This is a genomic window from uncultured Leifsonia sp. (genome assembly GCF_945957465.1).
Lineage (GTDB): Bacteria > Actinomycetota > Actinomycetes > Actinomycetales > Microbacteriaceae > Leifsonia.
In genome coordinates, this window is the sequence record NZ_CAMFLC010000012.1 from 1 (window position 1) to 17,791 (window position 17,791).

Genomic DNA, 17,791 nt, shown 5'->3' on the forward strand with positions numbered 1-17,791 from the left:
ACGCCCTCGGAGCGGTCGGCATCTCCCTCGTCTTCGGCGTCATGAACGTCGTCAATTTCGCCCAGTTCTCGTTCTTCGGGCTGGGCGCGATGCTGTCGTGGTTCTTCGTCGTCAAGCTGGGACTGCCGTTCTGGCCGGCCCTTCTGCTCGTCCTCGCGATCTGCGGTGCGCTCGGGCTGCTGATCAACGTGGCCGTGGTCCGTCCGCTGGCGAAGTACCTGCCGCTGGCGGCGATGCTCTCCACCTACGCCATCTCCCTCATCCTCGACAACGCGTCGCAGGTCGCCTTCACGGCGCAGTTCCGGGTCTTCCCCGAGGTGCTGCCGACCTCCGATCTGCACATCGGAAACATGCGGTTCGGCACCTCCGACCTGGTGATGCTCGGCACGACCGCCGCGGTGATGGTCGTGATGACCGTGTTCCTGAAGTACGGCAAGGTCGGCAGGGCCATCCGCGCCACCGCGCAGGATCAGGAGGCCGCACTGCAGATGGGGATCCCCGTCGGGCAGGTGCAGCACGTCTCGTTCGTGATCGCCTCCGCTCTGGGCGGCCTCGCCGGGGTCTTCATCGCCCTGTACGTCGGCGTGGCGAACCCGAGCTCCGGGCTGGATGTCGGCCTCACCTCGTTCGTGGCCGCCACGCTCGGCGGCCTGGGCTCGCTCGTCGGAGCCGTGATCGGCGGCTTCGTCCTCGGCGTCCTGGAGGCCTTCGGCATCCATTTCTTCGGCGACACGGCCCGCGAGATCATCGTCTTCGTCATCCTGATCGTCGTGCTGATCGTGCGGCCGGGCGGCCTCTTCGGCAGGGTGCCGCTGATCTCGACGGAGCCCCTCACCGGCACCTTCCTCGGCAAGGGCCGCCCGCTGCGCATCCCGCGCTGGGTGTGGCCGCTCGCGTTCGTGGTGCTGGGGCTCGTCGTGCCCGTGTTCGGCAACGACTACCTGGTGACGACCGGCACCCAGGTGCTGGTGTACGCGATCATCGCGGCCGGCTTCACCGTGACCGCCGGGCAGGCCGGCGTGCTCGCTCTCGGCCAGGCCGGCCCGATCGCGATCGGCGCGTACGCCTCCGCGCTGCTCACGCTGTACGTCCATGTGCCGTTCTGGGTGGCCCTGCCGCTCGCCGGCATCGCCGCGGCCGTCGTCGCGTCGATCCTGGCCTCGCCGATCTGGGGCGTGAAGGGTCACTACGTGTCCATCGCGACGCTCGGGCTGGGCATCGCGATCGTCGCCGTGATCCAGCTGATCCTGCCGCAGGGGCTCTACAACATCCCCGTGCCGGAGTGGTTCGGCACACCGCTGAACACCCCGCAGGCGTACTACTGGATCGACTTCGGCGTGCTCGCCGTGACGCTGCTCGTGATGTGGAGGCTGCGCGGCTCGCACCTCGGGAAGGTGATCTCGTCGGTCGGCTCCGACGAGGTGGCCGCGCTGTCGTCGGGCGTGCGCGGCCGCGACTACAAAGCCCTCGCCTTCGCGGTCTCGGGCTTCTTCGCCGGGATCGGCGGCTCGCTGCTCGCGCACCAGTACACCTACATCGACCCGACCATCTTCACGATGCTGATGTCGCTGCTCGTGGTGACCATCGTGATCCTGGGCGGCGTCAGCCTCCCGTACGGCGCCGTGGTGGGCTCGATCGTGCTGATCGGTGCGATGGAGCTGCTGCGGTTCACGCCCGAGCTGCGCATCATCGTCTACGGCCTGGTGCTCATCCTGGTCGTCCGCTTCCGCCCCGGCGGCATCCTGGTGAGGAACTCATGAGCGCATCAGCTCCGACCGGGACGCTGCTGAGCGTCCAGAAGCTGGAACGTCACTTCGACGGGCTGAAAGCCGTCGACGGGATCTCGTTCGCGGTGCACCGCGGGGAGGTGGTGTCGATCATCGGCCCGAACGGGTCGGGCAAGACCACGACGCTCAACCTGGTCACCGGCGCCATCCGGCCGAACGGCGGCACCATCACCCTCGACGGCGAGCGGATCGAGCGCGCCGACAGCGCCCGGATCGCCGAGCACGGCATCGCGCGCACGTTCCAGAACGGACGCGTGTTCGCGACGCTGTCGGTCGCCGACAACATCGAGGTCGGCCTGCACACCACGCTGCGCGCGCACCGGCCGTTCCGCAGGCTGTCGAACGTGTTCCTGCTGCGCTGGATCCCGCTGCTCGCGGAGCTGTACATCGCGATCGCCGGCACCCCGGCCTCCCGTCGCGAACGCGCCGCGATCGACGCGGTCGTCGCGTCGGAGATCGACCGGTTCGAGACGCGCCTCGGACCGCGCCGCGACGACCCGGCGTACTCGCTGAGCTACGCCAACCGGCGGCGCACCGAGATCGCCCGCGCGCTGGCGCCGGCGCCGAAGCTGCTGGTGCTCGACGAGCCGACGGCCGGCATGAACCAGTCGGAGACCGCCGAGGTGCTCGCCCAGCTGCTCGAACTGAAGGCGGCCGGGCAGAGCATCCTGCTCGTGGAGCACAAGCTCGACCTGGTGATGACCGTCTCCGACCGCGTGATCGTCATGGACGGCGGTCGCATCATCGCGGAGGGACCCCCCGACGAGGTGCGCCGCGACACCGCGGTGGTGGAGGCGTACCTCGGCCGCCGCCGGGGCCTCGGAGGGGTGGACCTGGCATGAGCGAGCTGCTCGCACTGGAGGACGTCGACGTCTACTACGGACCGTTCCATGCCCTGCGCGGCAACTCGTTGACGGTGGGGGAGGGCGAGATCGTCTCGCTGCTCGGCGGCAACGCGAGCGGCAAGTCCACGACGATGAAGACCATCCTGGGTCTCGTGCGGCCGAAATCGGGCACGGTGCGGTTCGCGGGCGACGACGTCACGCACGCCTCCACCCGGCGCCGGGTCGCGGCCGGGATCGCGTCGGTGCCCGAGGCGCGCCGGGTCTTCCCCGAGCTGACGGTGGACGAGAACCTGATCGCGGGCGCGTACACCAGGCGCTCGCGCTCGCGGGCCGACAGGGCGGCCATCGCCGAGGACCTCGACCGGATGCGCACCCACTTCCCGCGACTGGCCGAGCGGCGCAGGCAGCAGGCGGGCACGCTCTCCGGCGGAGAGCAGCAGATGCTCGCGTTCGCCCGCGCCCTGATGAGCCGGCCGAGGCTCGTCTGCATGGACGAACCGACCATGGGCCTCTCGCCCAAGCTCGTCGACCAGGTGCTCGACGAGATCATGCGCATCAACACAGAGCTCGGCGTGGCCGTCCTGTTCGTGGAGCAGCAGGCCGAGCTGGCGCTCTCCATCGCCTCCCGGGGCTACGTGCTCGCGACGGGCGCGATCGTGCTGCAGGGCACGGCGCGCGAGCTGCTCGACGACCCGCAGATCCAAGAGGCCTATCTGGGAAAGGCGGCCCGCGAATGACCACGACCACTCAGGAGGGCGCACGCCGGCGGCTCGGGTTCTTCACCCGGCTGCTCGACGACGGCACGGCGCTGCAGCGCTACCGCAATGCGCTCGCGCAGTTCGTGCGTGCGGAGGAGGTGGGGCTGGACACGGTCTGGGTCGCCCAGCACCACTTCCACGAGGCGGAGGGCGGCCTCCCGTCGCCGTTCGTGCTGCTGGCGCAGGCGGCGGCCCTGACCTCCCGCATTCGGCTCGGCACCGGAATCGTGACCCTGCCGCTGGAGGCGCCGCTGCGCGTGGCCGAGGACGCCGCCGTGCTGCACCTGCTCTCCGGCGGCCGGCTGGAGCTCGGGATCGGCTCCGGCGGAACGCCGTCGTCGTTCCCGCCGTTCGGGCACGACCCGGCCGACCGGGCCGCGATCTACGACCGCCACCGGGAGGCGCTGGTGTCCGCCCTGCACGGCGAGCCGCTGACCGCAGACGGCGGCGCGCTGTACCCGGCGGCGCCGTCGCTGGTCGACGTGATCTGGGAGGCCACCTTCTCGGCCGAGGGGGCCGCCCGCATCGGCCGCCGCGGCAACGGGCTCATGCTCTCGCGCACCCAGCCGCGCAGGGAGTGGGCGGCGCCGTCGTCGCCGCAGGTGCAGGAGGCCGTGGTCGACGCGTACCTCGCCGCGCTGCCCGACGGGGTCGCGCCCCGCATCCTCGCCTCGCGCTCGGTGCTGCTGGTCGACACCGAGGCCGAGGCGGCCTCGTGGGTGCGGCGCGGGATCGATCGCGGCCGGTCGTTCGTCGACGCGCAGGGCCTGGCGATCCCGGCCGGGACCACCGACGCCGAACTGCTCGCCTGGCTCGACATCCACATCGGCACGCCGGAGCAGGTGCTCGCCGCGCTCGCCGCCGACACGATCCTGGCGCGCGCGACCGACGTGGCGTTCCAGCCGCACCCGGTGGATCCGCCGCACGAGACCGTGCTGCGCTCCATCGAGCTCACCGCCCGGGTCGGGCGCGAGCTGCTCGACTGGTCGCCGGCGGACGCCGTCGCGGTGAACTGAGCCACTCCCTCCGATCCGACCCCACCGAAAGGACCTCCATGACCGCCGATGTCATCGACCAGCTGGTCGGCATCCAGCCGGGCGACGCGCTCGACACGCTGCGCGACCAGCGTCCCAGCGCGCGCGCGAACGCGCAGGCCGCCTTCGACGCGCTGCTGCGCTCCGACGAACCGACGGAGGTGGACCAGCGCGCGCGGCTCGCCGTCGCCTACTGGACGGTCGCGCTGTCGACGTCGCCCGCCGCCGCCTTCTACCGCGACCTGCTGGCCGCTGAGGATGCCGCGCTGCTCGACGCGCTGGAGGCGGCCCTCCCGGGTGCGCTGACCGACGGTCCGTACGGCGACTACCCGGAAGGACCGCTGACCGTCGAGAACGTCGACGGCCTGCACTGGGCGCCGCAGGCCGGGCTCGCCTCCGCTGCCGGGCCGCGCCTGGCCGCCGCGCTCGCCCACACGCATCTGCTCGTCTACCGGCCGCGCGACGCGTCGCCCGACGCCCTCCAGCACCTGCTCGATGCCGGCTGGTCGACCACCGGCATCGTGACGCTGTCGCAACTCGTCGCCTTCCTCAGCTTCCAGCTCCGCGTGGTCGCGGGGCTCACCGTCCTGAAAGGAGAGCTCGCATGAGCGAGACGATCACCCGTCCCGGCACCGAGGCGCCGGACCGCTTCACACGGGAGCAGCTGGGCTGGGAGGCCTGGCTCGAGCCGCTGCCGCTGGAGGAGCTGACCGAACGCCACTACGCAGGACTCGTCGACAAGGGCCGGGCGAACAGCCCGTACTTCCGGTTGCTCGTGCGCGACCCGGACATCCTGGGCGCGCGCACCCGCGCGGACAACGACATCTTCTACAACGAGAAGGGCGGGCTGACCCGCGCGCTGCGCGAGCTGTCGGCCACGGCGGCCTCCCGCACCAACGGGTGCATCTTCTGCGCCTCCGTGCACTCGCGCTTCGCGAGCCACCACTCCAAGCGCCCGGAGGACGTGCAGCGCCTGCTCGACGAGGGGACCGCAGCGCCGCAGGACGACCCGCAGTGGCGCGCGGTGATCGACGCGTCTGTCGCGCTCACCCGCATCCCGGCCGAGTTCGATGCGTCCCACGTGCGGGCGCTGCGCGAGGCGGGCCTCGACGACGTGGCGATCATCGACGCGATCAACGGCGCCGCGTTCTTCAACTGGGCGAACCGCCTCATGCTGTCGCTGGGCGAGCCCACCCTGCCGGCGGAATAGGGCGTCCGGAACTCCGGAGGTGGCGGCCCTAGATCTCGACGTCGCTGCCCATGGTGACCGTGCGCAGGGCCGGGAGGCCGAACCGGGCGGCCGGGTCGGCCGCGTTGTGCGCCAGCGCCACGAACAGGCTGCGGCGCCACGGCACCATCCCCTTCTGGCGGGTGACCCGGATCGCGCCACGCGAGATGAAGTACGACGCCTTCTTGAAATTGGCCGAGTCGAGCGGCAGCGCTCCGACGCGGACGGCGGTGCGGAGCGCGCGGGGGATGTCCGGATCGTCCGAGAAGCCGAACCGGACGCTCAGGAACTCGATCCCGTCGTCCGCGTAGCCGAGGGTGTCGCGCTCGAAAGCCTCCTCGGCCGGGACATGGGGGACCTGTGCGAAGCTCACCGAGACGATGATGACGTGCTCGTGCAGCACGTGGTTGTGCTTGACGTTGGCGCGCAGAGCAAGCGGCACGGTCTCCTTGCTCGGGTGGGGGAAGATCGCGATGCCGGGCACCCGCGGCAGGCGCATCCGGCGCACCTCCTCCACGAAGGCGGCCATCGACCCCTCCTTGCGCTTGCGGTCGGCCTGCACCAGCTGCCTGCCGCGCCGCCAGGTCGTCATGACGAGGATGACGACGCCGGCGATCAGCAGCGGCACCCAGCCGCCGTTGATGATCTTGGAGAGGTTGCCCGCCAGGAACGTCAGCTCCAGGCCGCCGAAGGCGACCGCGGCGAGCACGATCTTCCACGGAGCCCAGTGCCAGAGCGGGCGGGCGACCAGCAGCAGCAGGACGGTGTCGACGACCAGCGCCCCGGTCACCGAGATGCCGTACGCCGTCGACAGCCGGTCGGACGAACCGAACGAGAGCGTCACCGCCATGACGCCGATGAACAGCAGGATGTTGACCGCCGGCATGTAGATCTGGCCGCCCTCGCGCAGCGAGGTCTGCTGGATCTTCAACGGCGGCAGGAGGCCGAGCTGTACCGCCTGCCGCGAGAGTGAGTACGCGCCGGAGATCACGGCCTGGCTGGCAATGACGGTCGCGGCGGTGGCGAGGATGACCATCGGGAGCCGACCCCAGTCCGGGATCAGGAGGAAGAACGGATTGGCACGCGCGGCCGGGTCGTGCAGCACGAGGGCGGCCTGGCCGAGGTAGTTGAGCACGAGCGCCGGGAACACCAGGAAGAACCAAGCCCGGCTGATCGGCGTGCGGCCGAAGTGTCCCATGTCGGCGTAGAGCGCCTCCGCGCCGGTGATCACGAGCACGACGGCGCCCAGGGCGACGAAAGACAGCACCGGGCGCTCGAGGATGAAGGCGATGGCGTAGGTCGGTGAGAGACCGAGCAGCACCGAGGGGAACCGGATGACCATCGCCAGCCCGGCCACGGCGATGGCGACGAACCACAGCACCATCACCGGGCCGAACAGCACGCCGACCCTTCCGGTGCCGAAGCGCTGCACCGCGAAGAGCGCGACCAGGATGACCGCCGCGATCGGGATGACGAGGTGCGAGATCGCCGGGACGGTGACGTGGAGGCCTTCGACCGCCGACAGGACGCTGATCGCGGGGGTGATGATCGAGTCGCCGTAGAACAGGGCGACGCCGACGATCCCGATCACGAGCAGGGTGCCGGCCTTGCCGGCCCTCGACACGTAGAGCCGCTGCGCGAGCGCGGCGAGAGCCATCACGCCGCCTTCGCCGTCGTTGTCGGCACGCATCAGGATGCCGATGTACTTGATCGACACGATGATCGTGACGCTCCAGAAGATCAGCGAGATCACGCCGAACACGTCGTCCTGCTGCGCACGCACCGCTCCGTTGTCGAGGAGGAAGACGGTCTTCAGCGCGTACAGCGGGCTGGTGCCGATGTCGCCGAACACGACGCCGAGCGCGGCGAGGGCTGCGGCGTACAGGACTCTCTTGCGGCGATCCGTCCGCACCGGAGCGGGTGTCTCGTCGTCCACGTCTTCGTGCGTGACGGCCGGGTGTTTCTCGTGCACGCGGGACACGCTACCCCGGTTGCGGCGCGGTGCTGATGCACGAACGGCGCGGCGAGTGACGCCGGGCGTCTGAGAGTCTCCGCGACGACCGGTCACCGGCCGCTCCCGGGCCGCTCACGCGGGCGTCGCTCTCGACGCCCGCACTGCCGCCCCGTCGACGGAGTGCACGATCGCGCCCGCGAGCACGGTGAGGCGGGCCGTCGCGCCGAGCAGCGCCTCCGGACCGTCGCGGAAGGGGTCCGTGTCGATGACGACGAAGTCGGCCGCCGCTCCGGTGCGCAGCACGCCGAGCTCCCCGTCCCACCGCGAGGCGTATGCGGCGTCGCGCGTGGCCCGGCGCACGGCGTCGGCCACCGCCATCGCGTTGGCCGGGAGGTTCGCCGGCAGGCTCGGGTCGGATGACGAGCGGCGGGTCGCGGCGATGTAGAGATTCGCGAACGGGCCGTACGGCGCCGTCGGCGCGTCGGTCCCGAGCGCGATGGTGGCGCCGGCGTCGGCGAGCTCGCCCCACGGATAACCGCGCTCGACACGCTCATCGCCGAGCATCGCACGCCAGTTCTGCTGGATCGCGGGGTCGCTGTGCACGGGCTGCACCGAGGCGATCACGCCGAGGCGGGCCAGACGTGCCGGAGTGGCGGCATCCACCGTCTCGAGGTGCTCGATCCGGTGCCGGCGATCCGCGCGCGGACCGTTCGCCGCGACGGCCGCCTCGAGGGCGTCCAGGGCGAGAGCGGAGGCCGCATCCCCGATCGCGTGCATCGCGACCTGGAGGCCCGAGGCGTCGGCCGCCGTCACCACGGCCGAGAGGGAGGGCAGGTCCCACAGCGCGTCCGGCCGGGAGCCGTCGGCGAAGGGTGAGCGCATCGCGGCGGTGCAGCTGTCGATCACGCCGTCGACGAACAGCTTGATGCCGGTGACGCGGAGCCACGGGCCGGGGTGCTCGGCGGCCAGCTCGATCGCTCGCGCGACCCCGGCCAGGTCGCCCGCGGTGGTGCCGGTGCGGTTGACGACCCAGTGGGCGGCGACGCGCATCGGCAGGGTGCCGTCGCCCTCGGCCTGCACGGCGGCGAGCGCGCGGAGGTCCGACTCGCGAAGCGCCATGTCGACGGCCGCGGTGACGCCGGCCTCCAGATAGGAGTCGAAGGCGGCGCGGAGGGCGTGCTCGCGCTCGGCGTCCGAGACGAGCCCGTCGAGCCGGTCGAGCATCAGCCCGAGCGCCGCGCTCTCGAGAAGCCATCCCGTCGCGGCCCCGGTGGCGTCCCGCTCGATCCGGCCGCCCAGCGGGTCGGGCGTGTCGGCGTCGATCCCCAGCTCGGCGAGCGCCGCACTGTTCACCCAGGCCGAGTGGACGTCGTTGGCGTGCAGGTAGACAGGGCGATCGGCGACGACCGCGTCGATCAGGTCGCGGTGGGGCGCGCGGCCGCCGAGAGCCGAGAACAGCCAGCTGCGGCCGAACAGCCGGGCGGCATCCGGGGCGGCCGCCGCGGCCTGCCCCAGCCGGGACTGGATCCCGGCCACGTCCGCGGCGTCCTGCAGATCGACCTGGGTCAGCGACTCGCCGAGGCTGACGAGGTGGGTGTGCGCGTCGACGATGCCCGGGAGGACGACCGCGCCGTCCAGCTCCACCGTCTCGTCGACCGGGAACGCGTCGGCGGTGACGGTGTCGCCGACGAAGGCGATGCGGCCGTCTTCCACGACGATCGACTCGGCCCAGGGCTGGACGTCCGAGGTGAAGACCGCTCCGCCGCGGTAGTGGGTCAGGCTGCTCACAGGGACTCCTTCGAGAGGCGCGACGAGCGCACCAGGACGAGATAGACGACGAACGGGACGATGAGGCCGACCGGCACGGAGAGGTCGATGCCGCCCATCGCGGCCGCGACCGGCCCGACGAACACGAGCGTCGCGCTGCACAGCAGCGAGGCCCCGATGCCGACGAGCACGGCCACGACGCCCGCGAGGTGGAAGCCGCCGCTGAACCAGAACCGGCTGCCGCGGGAGTCGTCGGCGAGAGCCGGCCCGTCGTAGCGGTTGCGCCGCCACAGCATGTCGGCGAGGTAGACGCCCATGATCGGGGCGAGGATCGTGACGCCCAGCTGGAGGGCGCTGGAGACGCTGTCGAGGAAGTTCCAGACCAGGAGCGCGAACAGCGTCATGGCGACCCCGACCGTGCCGTCCAGCAGCACCGTGCGGGAGCGGGGGAGCTTGATGCCGACGGCCTGCAGCGCGAGCCCCGAGCTGTAGGCGGTCATGGCGTTGTTGGCGATGGTGCCGACGATGACCGAGATGAGGAAGATCGGCGCGAACCACGACGGCAGGAACTTCTCGAGTCCCGCTTCCGGCGACGTCATGTCGACCGCGCTCGCCGCCAGGCTGCCCACGAACGTCGCCAGGATGCCGGGGATCACGAGGCCGAGCGTGGTCCACAGCGCCACGTCGCGCACGCGCGTGCCGGACGGCAGGTAGCGCGAGAAGTCCGCACTGTTCGTGTACGAGAGCGGGGCGGAGGCGACGAGCGCGACACCGGCGGCCATCATCGCGACGAGCTCGACGCCGGAGAGCGGCTTCGCCGGGGCGAAACTCCAGTGCGCCCCGCTGACGACGAAGATCGCCATGACCGCGAAGATCAGCGCGAGCAGGACGGCGAGCGGCTGGTAGAGCCGCATGATCAGCCCGTGGCCGTACACGCTGATCACCATGGTCGCCGCGGCGATGACGACGGCGCTGATGGCGATGGTCCAGCCGGTCGAGGGCACGCCGACGCGTCCGAGCAGGCCGACGGCGACGGTGGTCGCCGCGGCCCAGTTGATCGCGAGGTAGCAGACGCTGATCAGCCAGCCGGCGATCGCGACGTTGAACCGGTTGCCGGTGATGCCGTACATCGCGCGGGTGATGACCTCGCTGGGAGTGCCGGCCGCCGGGCCGGAGCCGGCGACGATGCCGGTGATGATGGAGAAGACGTTGCCGATCACGATGACGGCGAGGGCCTCCCAGAGACTGAGGCCCATGACCATGAGGGTCGCCCCGACCACGACGGCCAGGAAGTTGACGTTCGGCGCCGCCCAGACGGCGAACAGGTCGCGGGCGCGGCCGTGGCGCTCGCTCTCCGGGATGAAGTCGATGCCATGCGTCTCGACGCGTGTGGCGCTGTCGATGTCGGTCGTCGACGCTGACTCCTCCGACAGGGTCTCGACGGGTGATCGGTCTGACACGGGTCCTCCAGGTCATTCTGCAGAAGCGCTCGGTGCGCGGAACGTCGTCGTCCGCGTCGGAGGGCACGCTACGTATCCAAAACGATTTGGGCAAGCGGATTCCGAGAAATAGACTGCGGGGGTGGCCCGAGAGCGTTCGACCATCCGCGATGTGGCCCGACGCGCAGGCGTGTCGGTGACCACCGTGTCGCACACGTTCTCGGGCAACGGGGTGGTGAACACCGCGACGCAGGCACGCGTGCGTGCGGCCGCGGCCGAGCTCGGCTATCATCCCGATGTCGTGGCGAGCGGCCTGCGCCGCAGCCGGCTCGGGGTGGTCGGCCTGGTGCTGCGGCCGGCCGTCGGCGCGCACCCGGAGCACGTCGGCGACGTCGACTACTTTCCGCGATTCGCCGGCGCCGCAGCCCTCACCTGCCTGGAGCACGGCTACGCCCTCATGCTCGTGGCCGACCCGACCGTGCCGGGAGGGTCGGTGACCGCGTACGCGTGCGACGGTCTCGTGATCACCGACCCGGTCGCCGACGACCCCCTGGTCGCCTCCCTCCGCGCGAGCCGCACGCCGTACACGCTGGTCGGCGCCGACGTGAACGACCCGGACGATCCCCGGGTCGTCGACATCGCGACCCCGATGATCACCGACCGCGTGCTCGAGCACCTCGCGGAGGCCGGCGCGACGCGCGTCGCGCTGGTCACCGGGTACGACCCGATCGAGTGGAACACGGCGACCGAGCAGCGCTACCGTGAACGGATGCGGGAGGCCGGCGCACCGGAGCTCGTCGTCCACGCCGTGGAGCTCGACGGTGGCGAGGCGGGAGCGCAGGCGGCGGACGAGCTCCTCGCCCTCCCCGTCCGCCCGGACGGCGTGTACTGCCAGACGAGCGACCATGCGCGCGGCCTGGTCGACCGGTTCCTGGAGCGCGGCGTCCGGGTGCCCGACGACATCCGCGTGATCTGCGGATCGGACGCAGAGCGACTCCGCAACACCGAACCGTCCATCACCTCGGTGGACCTGCTGCCGGAACCGCTGGGCCGGCAGGCGGCCGCCGCTCTGCTGCGCCAGCTCGAACCCGGGCTCGACCTCTCGGTGCCGGTGCCGGACCACGGTCGCATCGTCGCCCGTCGCTCCACGGCGCGACCCGGAGTCTGAGAAGGTCCGCAGAGACCGTTCACCGGCCGGTCGGCGCCGGTTCACCGGGCCGTCGCTCCCGGAATCGAGGCTCGCTTCAACCGGGTGAACTCACACTCGTCACTCAGGAGGAGCTCACGATGCGATCTCGTGCCCGCACGTTCACCTTCGTCGTCGCCGGCGTCGCCGCGATCACGCTGTTCGGCACCGCCGCCGCTGTCGCCGCGCCCGCGATCGACAACGGCTGGCCGTACGACCACGCCGTCAAGGCCCGGAACGACAAGACCTACACGCTCGCCGCCGTCGGCGACATCGCGTGCGAGCCGGGCGACGCCGACAATGCGTCGAACCCGGCTGCACTCAAGTGCGGCAGCCCGAACCTCGGCGGCTACGACGCCGAGTTCGCGACCGCGAAGCAGGCCGACGCGATGAAGCCGGACGCCGTCGCCCTCCTCGGCGACGAGCAGTACCAGGTCGGCAAGCTGAGCGACTTCGAGGGTTCGTTCGAGCAGGCCTGGGGAGGTCTGAAGTTCCTGGAGAAGCCGGCCCCGGGCAACCACGAGTACTACCCCTACACGAAGAAGGGCGACAACGAGGCCGGCCAGAACGGCAACGGCTACTTCGCCTACTTCAACGGCCACGACCAGGCCGGCACGCCCAACGCGTCGGGCCAGGCCGGTGACGACACCTCCGCCGACCAGGGCTGGTACTCGTACGACCTCGGCAACTGGCACATCATCTCGCTCAACGTCGAGTGCAACTCGCCCGCGTTCGGCAACGACTGCTCCACCACCGACAGCGGCCTGCTGGCGCAGGAGACCGCGTGGCTCGCCGCCGACCTGAAGCGCAACCAGCAGCAGTGCACGATCGCGTACTGGCACCAGCCGACGTTCAGCGCGACGACCGCCTCCACGTCGACGGTCGCCGCTTCGGCTCCGGGGGCCGGCGGCCAGGAGGGCCAGGTCGCGGACGCCTGGTGGAAGCTGCTCTACGCCGACCACGCGACGCTCGTCCTCAACGGGCACGAGCACGCGTACGCCCACCTGAAGCCGATGAACCCGGCCGGGCAGTACGACCCGAAGCGCGGCATCCCGGAGTTCATCGTCGGCAGCGGCGGCGAGGCGCTCGACACGCTCGCGAAGAACGCCGACGGCAGCTACGCCAACAGCAACGTGCTGACCGGCTTCGACCAGGGCTACGGGACGATGAAGCTCACGCTGAAGGAGCACGGCTACTCGTACTCGTACACGCCGGCGCTCGCCGGGGCGGGCCAGCCCGCCAGCGTCCTGAACTACTCCGACACCGGCTCCGGAACCTGCCGCGGCTGACCCGCAGACCGCAGACATTCGTCACGAATGTCGCTTTTCGTGCCACGAATCGCGACATTCGTGACGAATGTGCGCGCGGCTAGAGGCCTTCGGCGACGGCGGCGGCGGCGTGCAGCCAGGACCGGCGGGTGCGCGGGGCGAGCGTGTCGAAAGACAGGCGGCCGCCGTGCATCTCCGGGTCGAATGGGATGGTCACCGCGCGACGGGCGAGCGGCTCGAACCCCGCAGCGACCCGGCGGACGTCGGACGCCGGCCCGGTGCGCTCGGACTGCGACACGATGACGACGGCGTCGCGGGCCAGCCGCGCCGAGTTCGCGTCGCGCTGCAGCAGGGCCTCCAGCAGGAGCGCGCCGGCTTCCGCGTGCTCGCCCAGGGCGGTGGTCGCGATGACCAGCTGGTCGGTATGGTCGATCATCCGCAGCCAGCGCTCGGCCGACTCGTCGTTCCCGCTGTCGATGAACACGAGCCGGTAGAACTTGGTGGCGACCGTGTGCAGGCGGTCGAAGTCGGCGGAGGAGATCCGCTGCTCGGTGGCGAGCATCGTCGGGTTCGAGCGCAGCACGTCGTATTTGTCGGCGTTCTGGTGATGCACGTAATGCCCGATGTCGGCCGTGCGGGCCTCCGCCGAGAGCAGGGAGTCCGTCGCCGGGAGCAGTGACTGCACTGTGGCGTCGTGCTCGTCCTGCTCCGTGCGCCAGCCGAGCGTGCCTCGCGTCTCGTTGTTGTCCCAGGCGAGCACACCGGAGCCGCCGTTGCGCGCGAAGACCGCCGACAGCAGAGCGGTCGTCGGGGTCTTGTTCGCGCCGCCCTTGCCGTTGACGATGGCGATCGTGCGCGGGCCGGCCCAGTGCCGGCTGACCGCGTCGAGCTCCGCTCGCTCGCGGCGTTCGGCGGCGGAGGGCTCGAGCGGGAAGCCCGCACGCGCGAGCGCCCCGCGGACGCCCCGCCGCGCGCGGTCGGGTCGGGGCCGTTCCACGTAGAGGAAGGACTCGCGCTCCGGGCCGGTGCGGGGTGGCAACGCGACAGGCTCGCCGGTGGAGGTGCCGGAGCCGTCGGCGGACGAATCGGCGGACGAATCGGCGGGGGTGTCGGGCGCGAGGTCTGGGCGTGCGAAGTCTGGGCGTGCGAGGTCGGGGCTCACGTGGTCGGGGCGCGCGCGCTCGGGGGAGGACCCCGCGAAGAGCCCGGCGGATGGGGAGGTCGCCGCGGGCGCGGGCGCGGGCGCGGGGGCGGGCGCAGGGGCAGTCGCCGCGTCCGCCTCGGGAGCCAGCTCCTCCTCGTCGCCGATCGAACCGTCGGGGTGCACGGCGAGCAACCAGTCGCCCTCGTCGTCGGACACCATGAGCTGCACCGGGTGGCCGGCGGCGGCGGCGATCTCGCCCACGCGGCTGAGGACGACCTCCCGCAGGCGTTGGGTGCTCTGCTCCACGAAGCGCTCCGACGCGCCGTCGACAATGAGCTCTCCGGTGGCATCGGCGCCGAAGCGAGCGCTGAGAGTGGGCGACAGGGGCAGGTTGAGGGCCACGGGACTCCTTCCGTGCCGGCGTGGCGGGGGCGCACGCAGGCCGACCGTGGACGGTAGCCCTTTCCGATCGCGAGTTCCAGCCCTTGCCCAGGGCTTTCCCATCCGGCCCCCGTGCGCCGAGGGGTCCGCGAAGGGCGCCCAAACGCCCCTAAAACCGCGCTTGAGGGGCAATTACGCGCCCTTCGGCCGCCCTTCGGCCGCCCTTGGGGCGCCCCTCGCGTGGGGCGCGCGGGGCGCGGCCCATTGCGTTCGGGGCGAGAAGGGGCACAATCGGCGGCATGGACGAGCTGAACCCCGGAAACGACGCGGCCACGCGCTCCTCGCGCGAGGGCCCGGCCGACGAATCGGTCGCCCTCGAACACGCAGCCCAGCGCATCAGCGAGAAGTTCCCCGACGTTCCGCGGGAGGACATCGACCGGCTGGTGGAGGAGCACAGCGAGGAGTACGACGGAGCGCCGATTCGCGACTTCGTCCCCGTGCTCGTGGAGCACGAGGTCAAAGCGGAACTCCGCGAGAGCGGCGCCTGAGGGCGCCCGCCCGGGCACCGAGGGGTCCGCGAAGGGCGCCCAAACGCCCCTAAAACCGCGTTTTAGGGGCAGTTAGGCGCCCTTCGCGCGCCCTTCGCCGCGGGCGGCGGAAGGGCTTTAGGGGGCGGTGAGGGGCTCGGGTTCCGGGGCGGCTTCGGGTGCCGGGGCCGGGGCCGGGGCCGGCTTGCGGCGCCGGTACAGCAGGGCCGAGAGCACGGCGCCGAAGGCGAACAGGCCCGCGCTGAACCAGTACGCCGTCGAGTAGCTGTGCACTGCGGCCTCCTGCAGCACCTGCGGCGTCGGCGGCAGGTGGCCCGACACATAGTCGGTGAGCGCGGTGGCGGCGAGCGTGTTCAGCAGGGCGGTGCCGATCGAGCCGCCGACCTGCTGGCTCGTGTTCACCAGTGCGGAGGCCACGCCGGCGAAGTGACGGTCGACGCCGAGCGTCGCCGTCTGGATCGCCGCCGGCATGATCGAGCCCATTCCGACGCCCATCACCATCAGCGCCGGCAGGATCTCGGTGGCGTAGTTCGCCGTGACGCCCAGCCGGGTCAGCAGCAGCATCCCGGAGCCGGCAATCACCATGCCGATCGGCACCATCACCTTCGGACCGAAGCGGGGGACGAAGAGGTTCGTCGAGAACTGCGCGGCGACGACCAGCATCACGATCATCGGCAGGAAGGCCAGACCGGTCTGGATCGGCGTGAACTTCAGCGTCGTCTCGAGGTAGTACGTGACGAAGAGGAAGACGCCGAACATCCCGGAGCCGGCGATGAGGATCGAGCTGTAGGAGGCGCCGCGGTTGCGGTCGAGCACGATCGGGAGGGGCAGGAGCGGGTGCGTCGCGCGCCGCTGCCAGAGCACGAACGCGATCAGCAGCACACCGAATGCGGCGAGGAAGCCCCAGGTCAGCGGCGAATCCCAACCGTCGCTCTCGGCGTTGGAGAAGCCGTAGACCAGCGAGAACAGTGCACCGGAAGCGAGGATCGTGCCGGGGATGTCGAGCTTCGGGCGCGGTTCGCTGCGGTGACCGGCCGTGACGAAGACGGTGGCGAGGATCACCGCGGCGATGGCGATGAAGACGTTGATGTAGAGGTTCCAGCGCCAGTCGAACTGCTCGGTCAGCACACCGCCCAGCAGCAGGCCGACCGCGCCTCCCGCGCCGGCGATCGCGCCGAAGATGCCGAACGCGCGGGCACGTTCCTTCGGGACGGTGAACGTCGTGGTGAGCACGGCAAGAGCGGTCGGGGCGAGCAGCGCACCGAACGCCCCCTGGAGGGCGCGGGCGCCGACGAGCATCCCGAACGTGCCGGCTGCGCCGCCCAGCGCGGACGCTCCGGCGAAGCCGATGAGACCGATGATGAAGGCGCGTTTGCGGCCGATCAGGTCGGAGATGCGGCCGCCGAGGAGCAGGAGGCTGCCGAAGGCGAGCGAGTAGGCGGTGACGATCCACTGGCGGTCGGCGTTCGAGAAGCCGAGGTCCTGCTGGGCGGACGGGAGGGCGATGTTCACGACGGTCGAGTCGAGCACGACCATGAGCTGAGCCAGGGCGACGGTGACGAGCGTCCACCAGCGCCGCGAGTGCGGGGCGGAGCCGCCGGAGGTCGCGGGCGCGACCGGGGGAACGGGGGAAGTCTGGGTCATGCGGGCCAGCATATACGAAACTCAACAGTTTCGGATCTACTGAGTTCTAAAATTAACCTTAGAATGGTCGAAGCGAAATGGAAACACCGGAAACCGACACCAGGGGGACAGCCGCAATGACGCAGCTCGATACCACCGGGTCCGCCCCGCGGCTCGGCCGCAAGCGCGACCACTCGCGCGATGCCGACATCCTCGACGCCGCCCTCGAGGTCCTGGCCGAAACCGGCTACGACCGGATGACGATGGACATGGTCGCGGCACGTGCCAAGGCCGGCAAGGCGACCGTCTACCGGCGGTGGGCCTCCAAGGGCGAGATGGTCGTCGAGGCCGTCGCCTGCATGAAGAAGAACGACATCGACTTCGAGCACCTGCCCGACACGGGCACCCTGCGCGGCGACCTGGTCGCGATGATCAGGCCGCACGCCATCGAAGACGGCGAGCGCAAGCTGCAGATCATGGCGGGGCTGACCTCCATGCTCGCCCGCGACCCCGACCTGGTGGACGCGGTGACGGCCGCGATCGTCGAGCCGCGGGCCTCCCTCAACCGGCTCTTCATGCAGCGCGCCATCGAGCGCGGCGAGATCCCCGCCGACACGGATGTCGAGACGCTCGCGATGATCGTGCCGTCGATGACCGCCTACCGGGTGCTCATCCTGCAGCAGCCGGTCGATCGCGACTACCTGCTGTCGCTCATCGACGGCGTGCTGCTGCCGGCGGTGGGGATCCGGCCCGGGAGCTGAGTCGTCTCAGCGCCGGTCGACGTCAGCGCCGGTCGCCTCAGCGCCGGTCGCCTCAGCGCCGGTCGACC

General features: G+C 71.1%; 15 protein-coding genes. 10 read left to right on the forward strand and 5 right to left on the reverse strand.

Going from position 1 to position 17,791, the window contains the following annotated elements; genetic code table 11:
- The 6 genes from Q0Q23_RS07715 to Q0Q23_RS07740 form a co-directional block, all read left to right on the forward strand.
- The coding region (locus Q0Q23_RS07715; RefSeq protein WP_295121694.1) for an ABC transporter permease at positions 1-1,760 on the forward strand (1,760 nt) is incomplete at its 5' end.
- Positions 1,757-2,629 (forward strand): ABC transporter ATP-binding protein, encoded by an 873-nt coding sequence (locus tag Q0Q23_RS07720; RefSeq protein ID WP_295121696.1) that lies wholly within the window; start codon positions 1,757-1,759, stop codon positions 2,627-2,629. The genes Q0Q23_RS07715 and Q0Q23_RS07720, both read left to right, overlap by 4 nt.
- Positions 2,630-2,634: 5 nt before the next feature.
- Positions 2,635-3,369: an ABC transporter ATP-binding protein gene (locus Q0Q23_RS07725; RefSeq protein WP_363316244.1), complete on the forward strand. Its 735-nt coding sequence runs from the start codon at positions 2,635-2,637 to the stop codon at positions 3,367-3,369.
- Complete coding sequence (locus tag Q0Q23_RS07730; RefSeq protein WP_295121700.1) at positions 3,366-4,406, forward strand: putative FMN-dependent luciferase-like monooxygenase; 1,041 nt, start codon at positions 3,366-3,368, stop codon at positions 4,404-4,406. The genes Q0Q23_RS07725 and Q0Q23_RS07730 overlap by 4 nt, the downstream gene beginning before the upstream one ends.
- Before the next feature lie 38 nt (positions 4,407-4,444).
- Positions 4,445-5,032 carry a CMD domain protein gene (locus Q0Q23_RS07735; RefSeq protein ID WP_295121702.1) on the forward strand — a complete coding sequence of 196 codons (588 nt, stop codon included), beginning with the start codon at positions 4,445-4,447 and terminating at the stop codon, positions 5,030-5,032.
- Positions 5,029-5,634, forward strand: a complete 606-nt coding sequence (locus tag Q0Q23_RS07740; protein ID WP_295121704.1) for an alkylhydroperoxidase domain protein — start codon at positions 5,029-5,031, stop codon at positions 5,632-5,634. Before Q0Q23_RS07735 ends, Q0Q23_RS07740 begins: the two co-directional genes overlap by 4 nt.
- A 28-nt stretch (positions 5,635-5,662) precedes the next feature.
- Here the strand turns inward: Q0Q23_RS07740 and Q0Q23_RS07745 are convergent, their stop codons facing one another.
- The 3 genes from Q0Q23_RS07745 to Q0Q23_RS07755 form a co-directional block, all read right to left on the reverse strand.
- Positions 5,663-7,624 (reverse strand): potassium transporter Kup, encoded by a 1,962-nt coding sequence (locus tag Q0Q23_RS07745; protein WP_295121706.1) that lies wholly within the window; start codon positions 7,622-7,624, stop codon positions 5,663-5,665.
- A gap of 114 nt (positions 7,625-7,738) precedes the next feature.
- On the reverse strand, positions 7,739-9,394 hold the full coding sequence (locus tag Q0Q23_RS07750) for an amidohydrolase (protein ID WP_295121708.1): 1,656 nt from the start codon (positions 9,392-9,394) through the stop codon (positions 7,739-7,741).
- On the reverse strand, positions 9,391-10,833 hold the full coding sequence (locus Q0Q23_RS07755; RefSeq protein ID WP_295121710.1) for a cytosine permease: 1,443 nt from the start codon (positions 10,831-10,833) through the stop codon (positions 9,391-9,393). The genes Q0Q23_RS07750 and Q0Q23_RS07755 overlap by 4 nt, the downstream gene beginning before the upstream one ends.
- 121 nt (positions 10,834-10,954) lie before the next feature.
- Here Q0Q23_RS07755 and Q0Q23_RS07760 point away from each other — a divergent pair, with 121 nt between their 5' ends.
- Both Q0Q23_RS07760 and Q0Q23_RS07765 read left to right on the forward strand, forming a co-directional pair.
- Positions 10,955-11,980 (forward strand): LacI family DNA-binding transcriptional regulator, encoded by a 1,026-nt coding sequence (locus Q0Q23_RS07760; RefSeq protein ID WP_295121712.1) that lies wholly within the window; start codon positions 10,955-10,957, stop codon positions 11,978-11,980.
- A 119-nt stretch (positions 11,981-12,099) separates the two neighbouring features.
- Positions 12,100-13,287, forward strand: a complete 1,188-nt coding sequence (locus Q0Q23_RS07765) for a metallophosphoesterase (RefSeq protein ID WP_295121714.1) — start codon at positions 12,100-12,102, stop codon at positions 13,285-13,287.
- A gap of 79 nt (positions 13,288-13,366) precedes the next feature.
- Here the strand turns inward: Q0Q23_RS07765 and Q0Q23_RS07770 are convergent, their stop codons facing one another.
- Positions 13,367-14,812 (reverse strand): AAA family ATPase, encoded by a 1,446-nt coding sequence (locus tag Q0Q23_RS07770; protein WP_295121716.1) that lies wholly within the window; start codon positions 14,810-14,812, stop codon positions 13,367-13,369.
- A 278-nt stretch (positions 14,813-15,090) separates the two neighbouring features.
- Between Q0Q23_RS07770 and Q0Q23_RS07775 the strand changes: the two genes are divergently transcribed.
- Positions 15,091-15,339, forward strand: a complete 249-nt coding sequence (locus Q0Q23_RS07775) for a three-helix bundle dimerization domain-containing protein (RefSeq protein ID WP_295121718.1) — start codon at positions 15,091-15,093, stop codon at positions 15,337-15,339.
- A gap of 117 nt (positions 15,340-15,456) precedes the next feature.
- Here the strand turns inward: Q0Q23_RS07775 and Q0Q23_RS07780 are convergent, their stop codons facing one another.
- Entirely contained in the window at positions 15,457-16,983 is a 1,527-nt protein-coding gene (locus Q0Q23_RS07780) for an MFS transporter (RefSeq protein WP_295121720.1), read from the reverse strand.
- Positions 16,984-17,099: 116 nt separating this feature from the next.
- On the opposite strand from Q0Q23_RS07780, the gene Q0Q23_RS07785 reads away from it, so the two are divergent.
- Positions 17,100-17,723 (forward strand): TetR/AcrR family transcriptional regulator, encoded by a 624-nt coding sequence (locus Q0Q23_RS07785; protein WP_295121722.1) that lies wholly within the window; start codon positions 17,100-17,102, stop codon positions 17,721-17,723.
- The last annotated feature ends 68 nt before the right edge of the window (positions 17,724-17,791 follow it).

What these genes read in the sequence shown, in the direction of transcription:
- Q0Q23_RS07735 (WP_295121702.1), top strand. Translation starts at nt 4,445, where the DNA reads ATGACCGCCGATGTCATCGACCAGCTGGTCGGCATCCAGCCGGGCGAC.
- Q0Q23_RS07780 (WP_295121720.1), bottom strand. Translation starts at nt 16,983, where the DNA reads ATGACCCAGACTTCCCCCGTTCCCCCGGTCGCGCCCGCGACCTCCGGC.
- Q0Q23_RS07775 (WP_295121718.1), top strand. Translation starts at nt 15,091, where the DNA reads ATGGACGAGCTGAACCCCGGAAACGACGCGGCCACGCGCTCCTCGCGC.
- Q0Q23_RS07765 (WP_295121714.1), top strand. Translation starts at nt 12,100, where the DNA reads ATGCGATCTCGTGCCCGCACGTTCACCTTCGTCGTCGCCGGCGTCGCC.
- Q0Q23_RS07720 (WP_295121696.1), top strand. Translation starts at nt 1,757, where the DNA reads ATGAGCGCATCAGCTCCGACCGGGACGCTGCTGAGCGTCCAGAAGCTG.
- Q0Q23_RS07740 (WP_295121704.1), top strand. Translation starts at nt 5,029, where the DNA reads ATGAGCGAGACGATCACCCGTCCCGGCACCGAGGCGCCGGACCGCTTC.
- Q0Q23_RS07730 (WP_295121700.1), top strand. Translation starts at nt 3,366, where the DNA reads ATGACCACGACCACTCAGGAGGGCGCACGCCGGCGGCTCGGGTTCTTC.
- Q0Q23_RS07785 (WP_295121722.1), top strand. Translation starts at nt 17,100, where the DNA reads ATGACGCAGCTCGATACCACCGGGTCCGCCCCGCGGCTCGGCCGCAAG.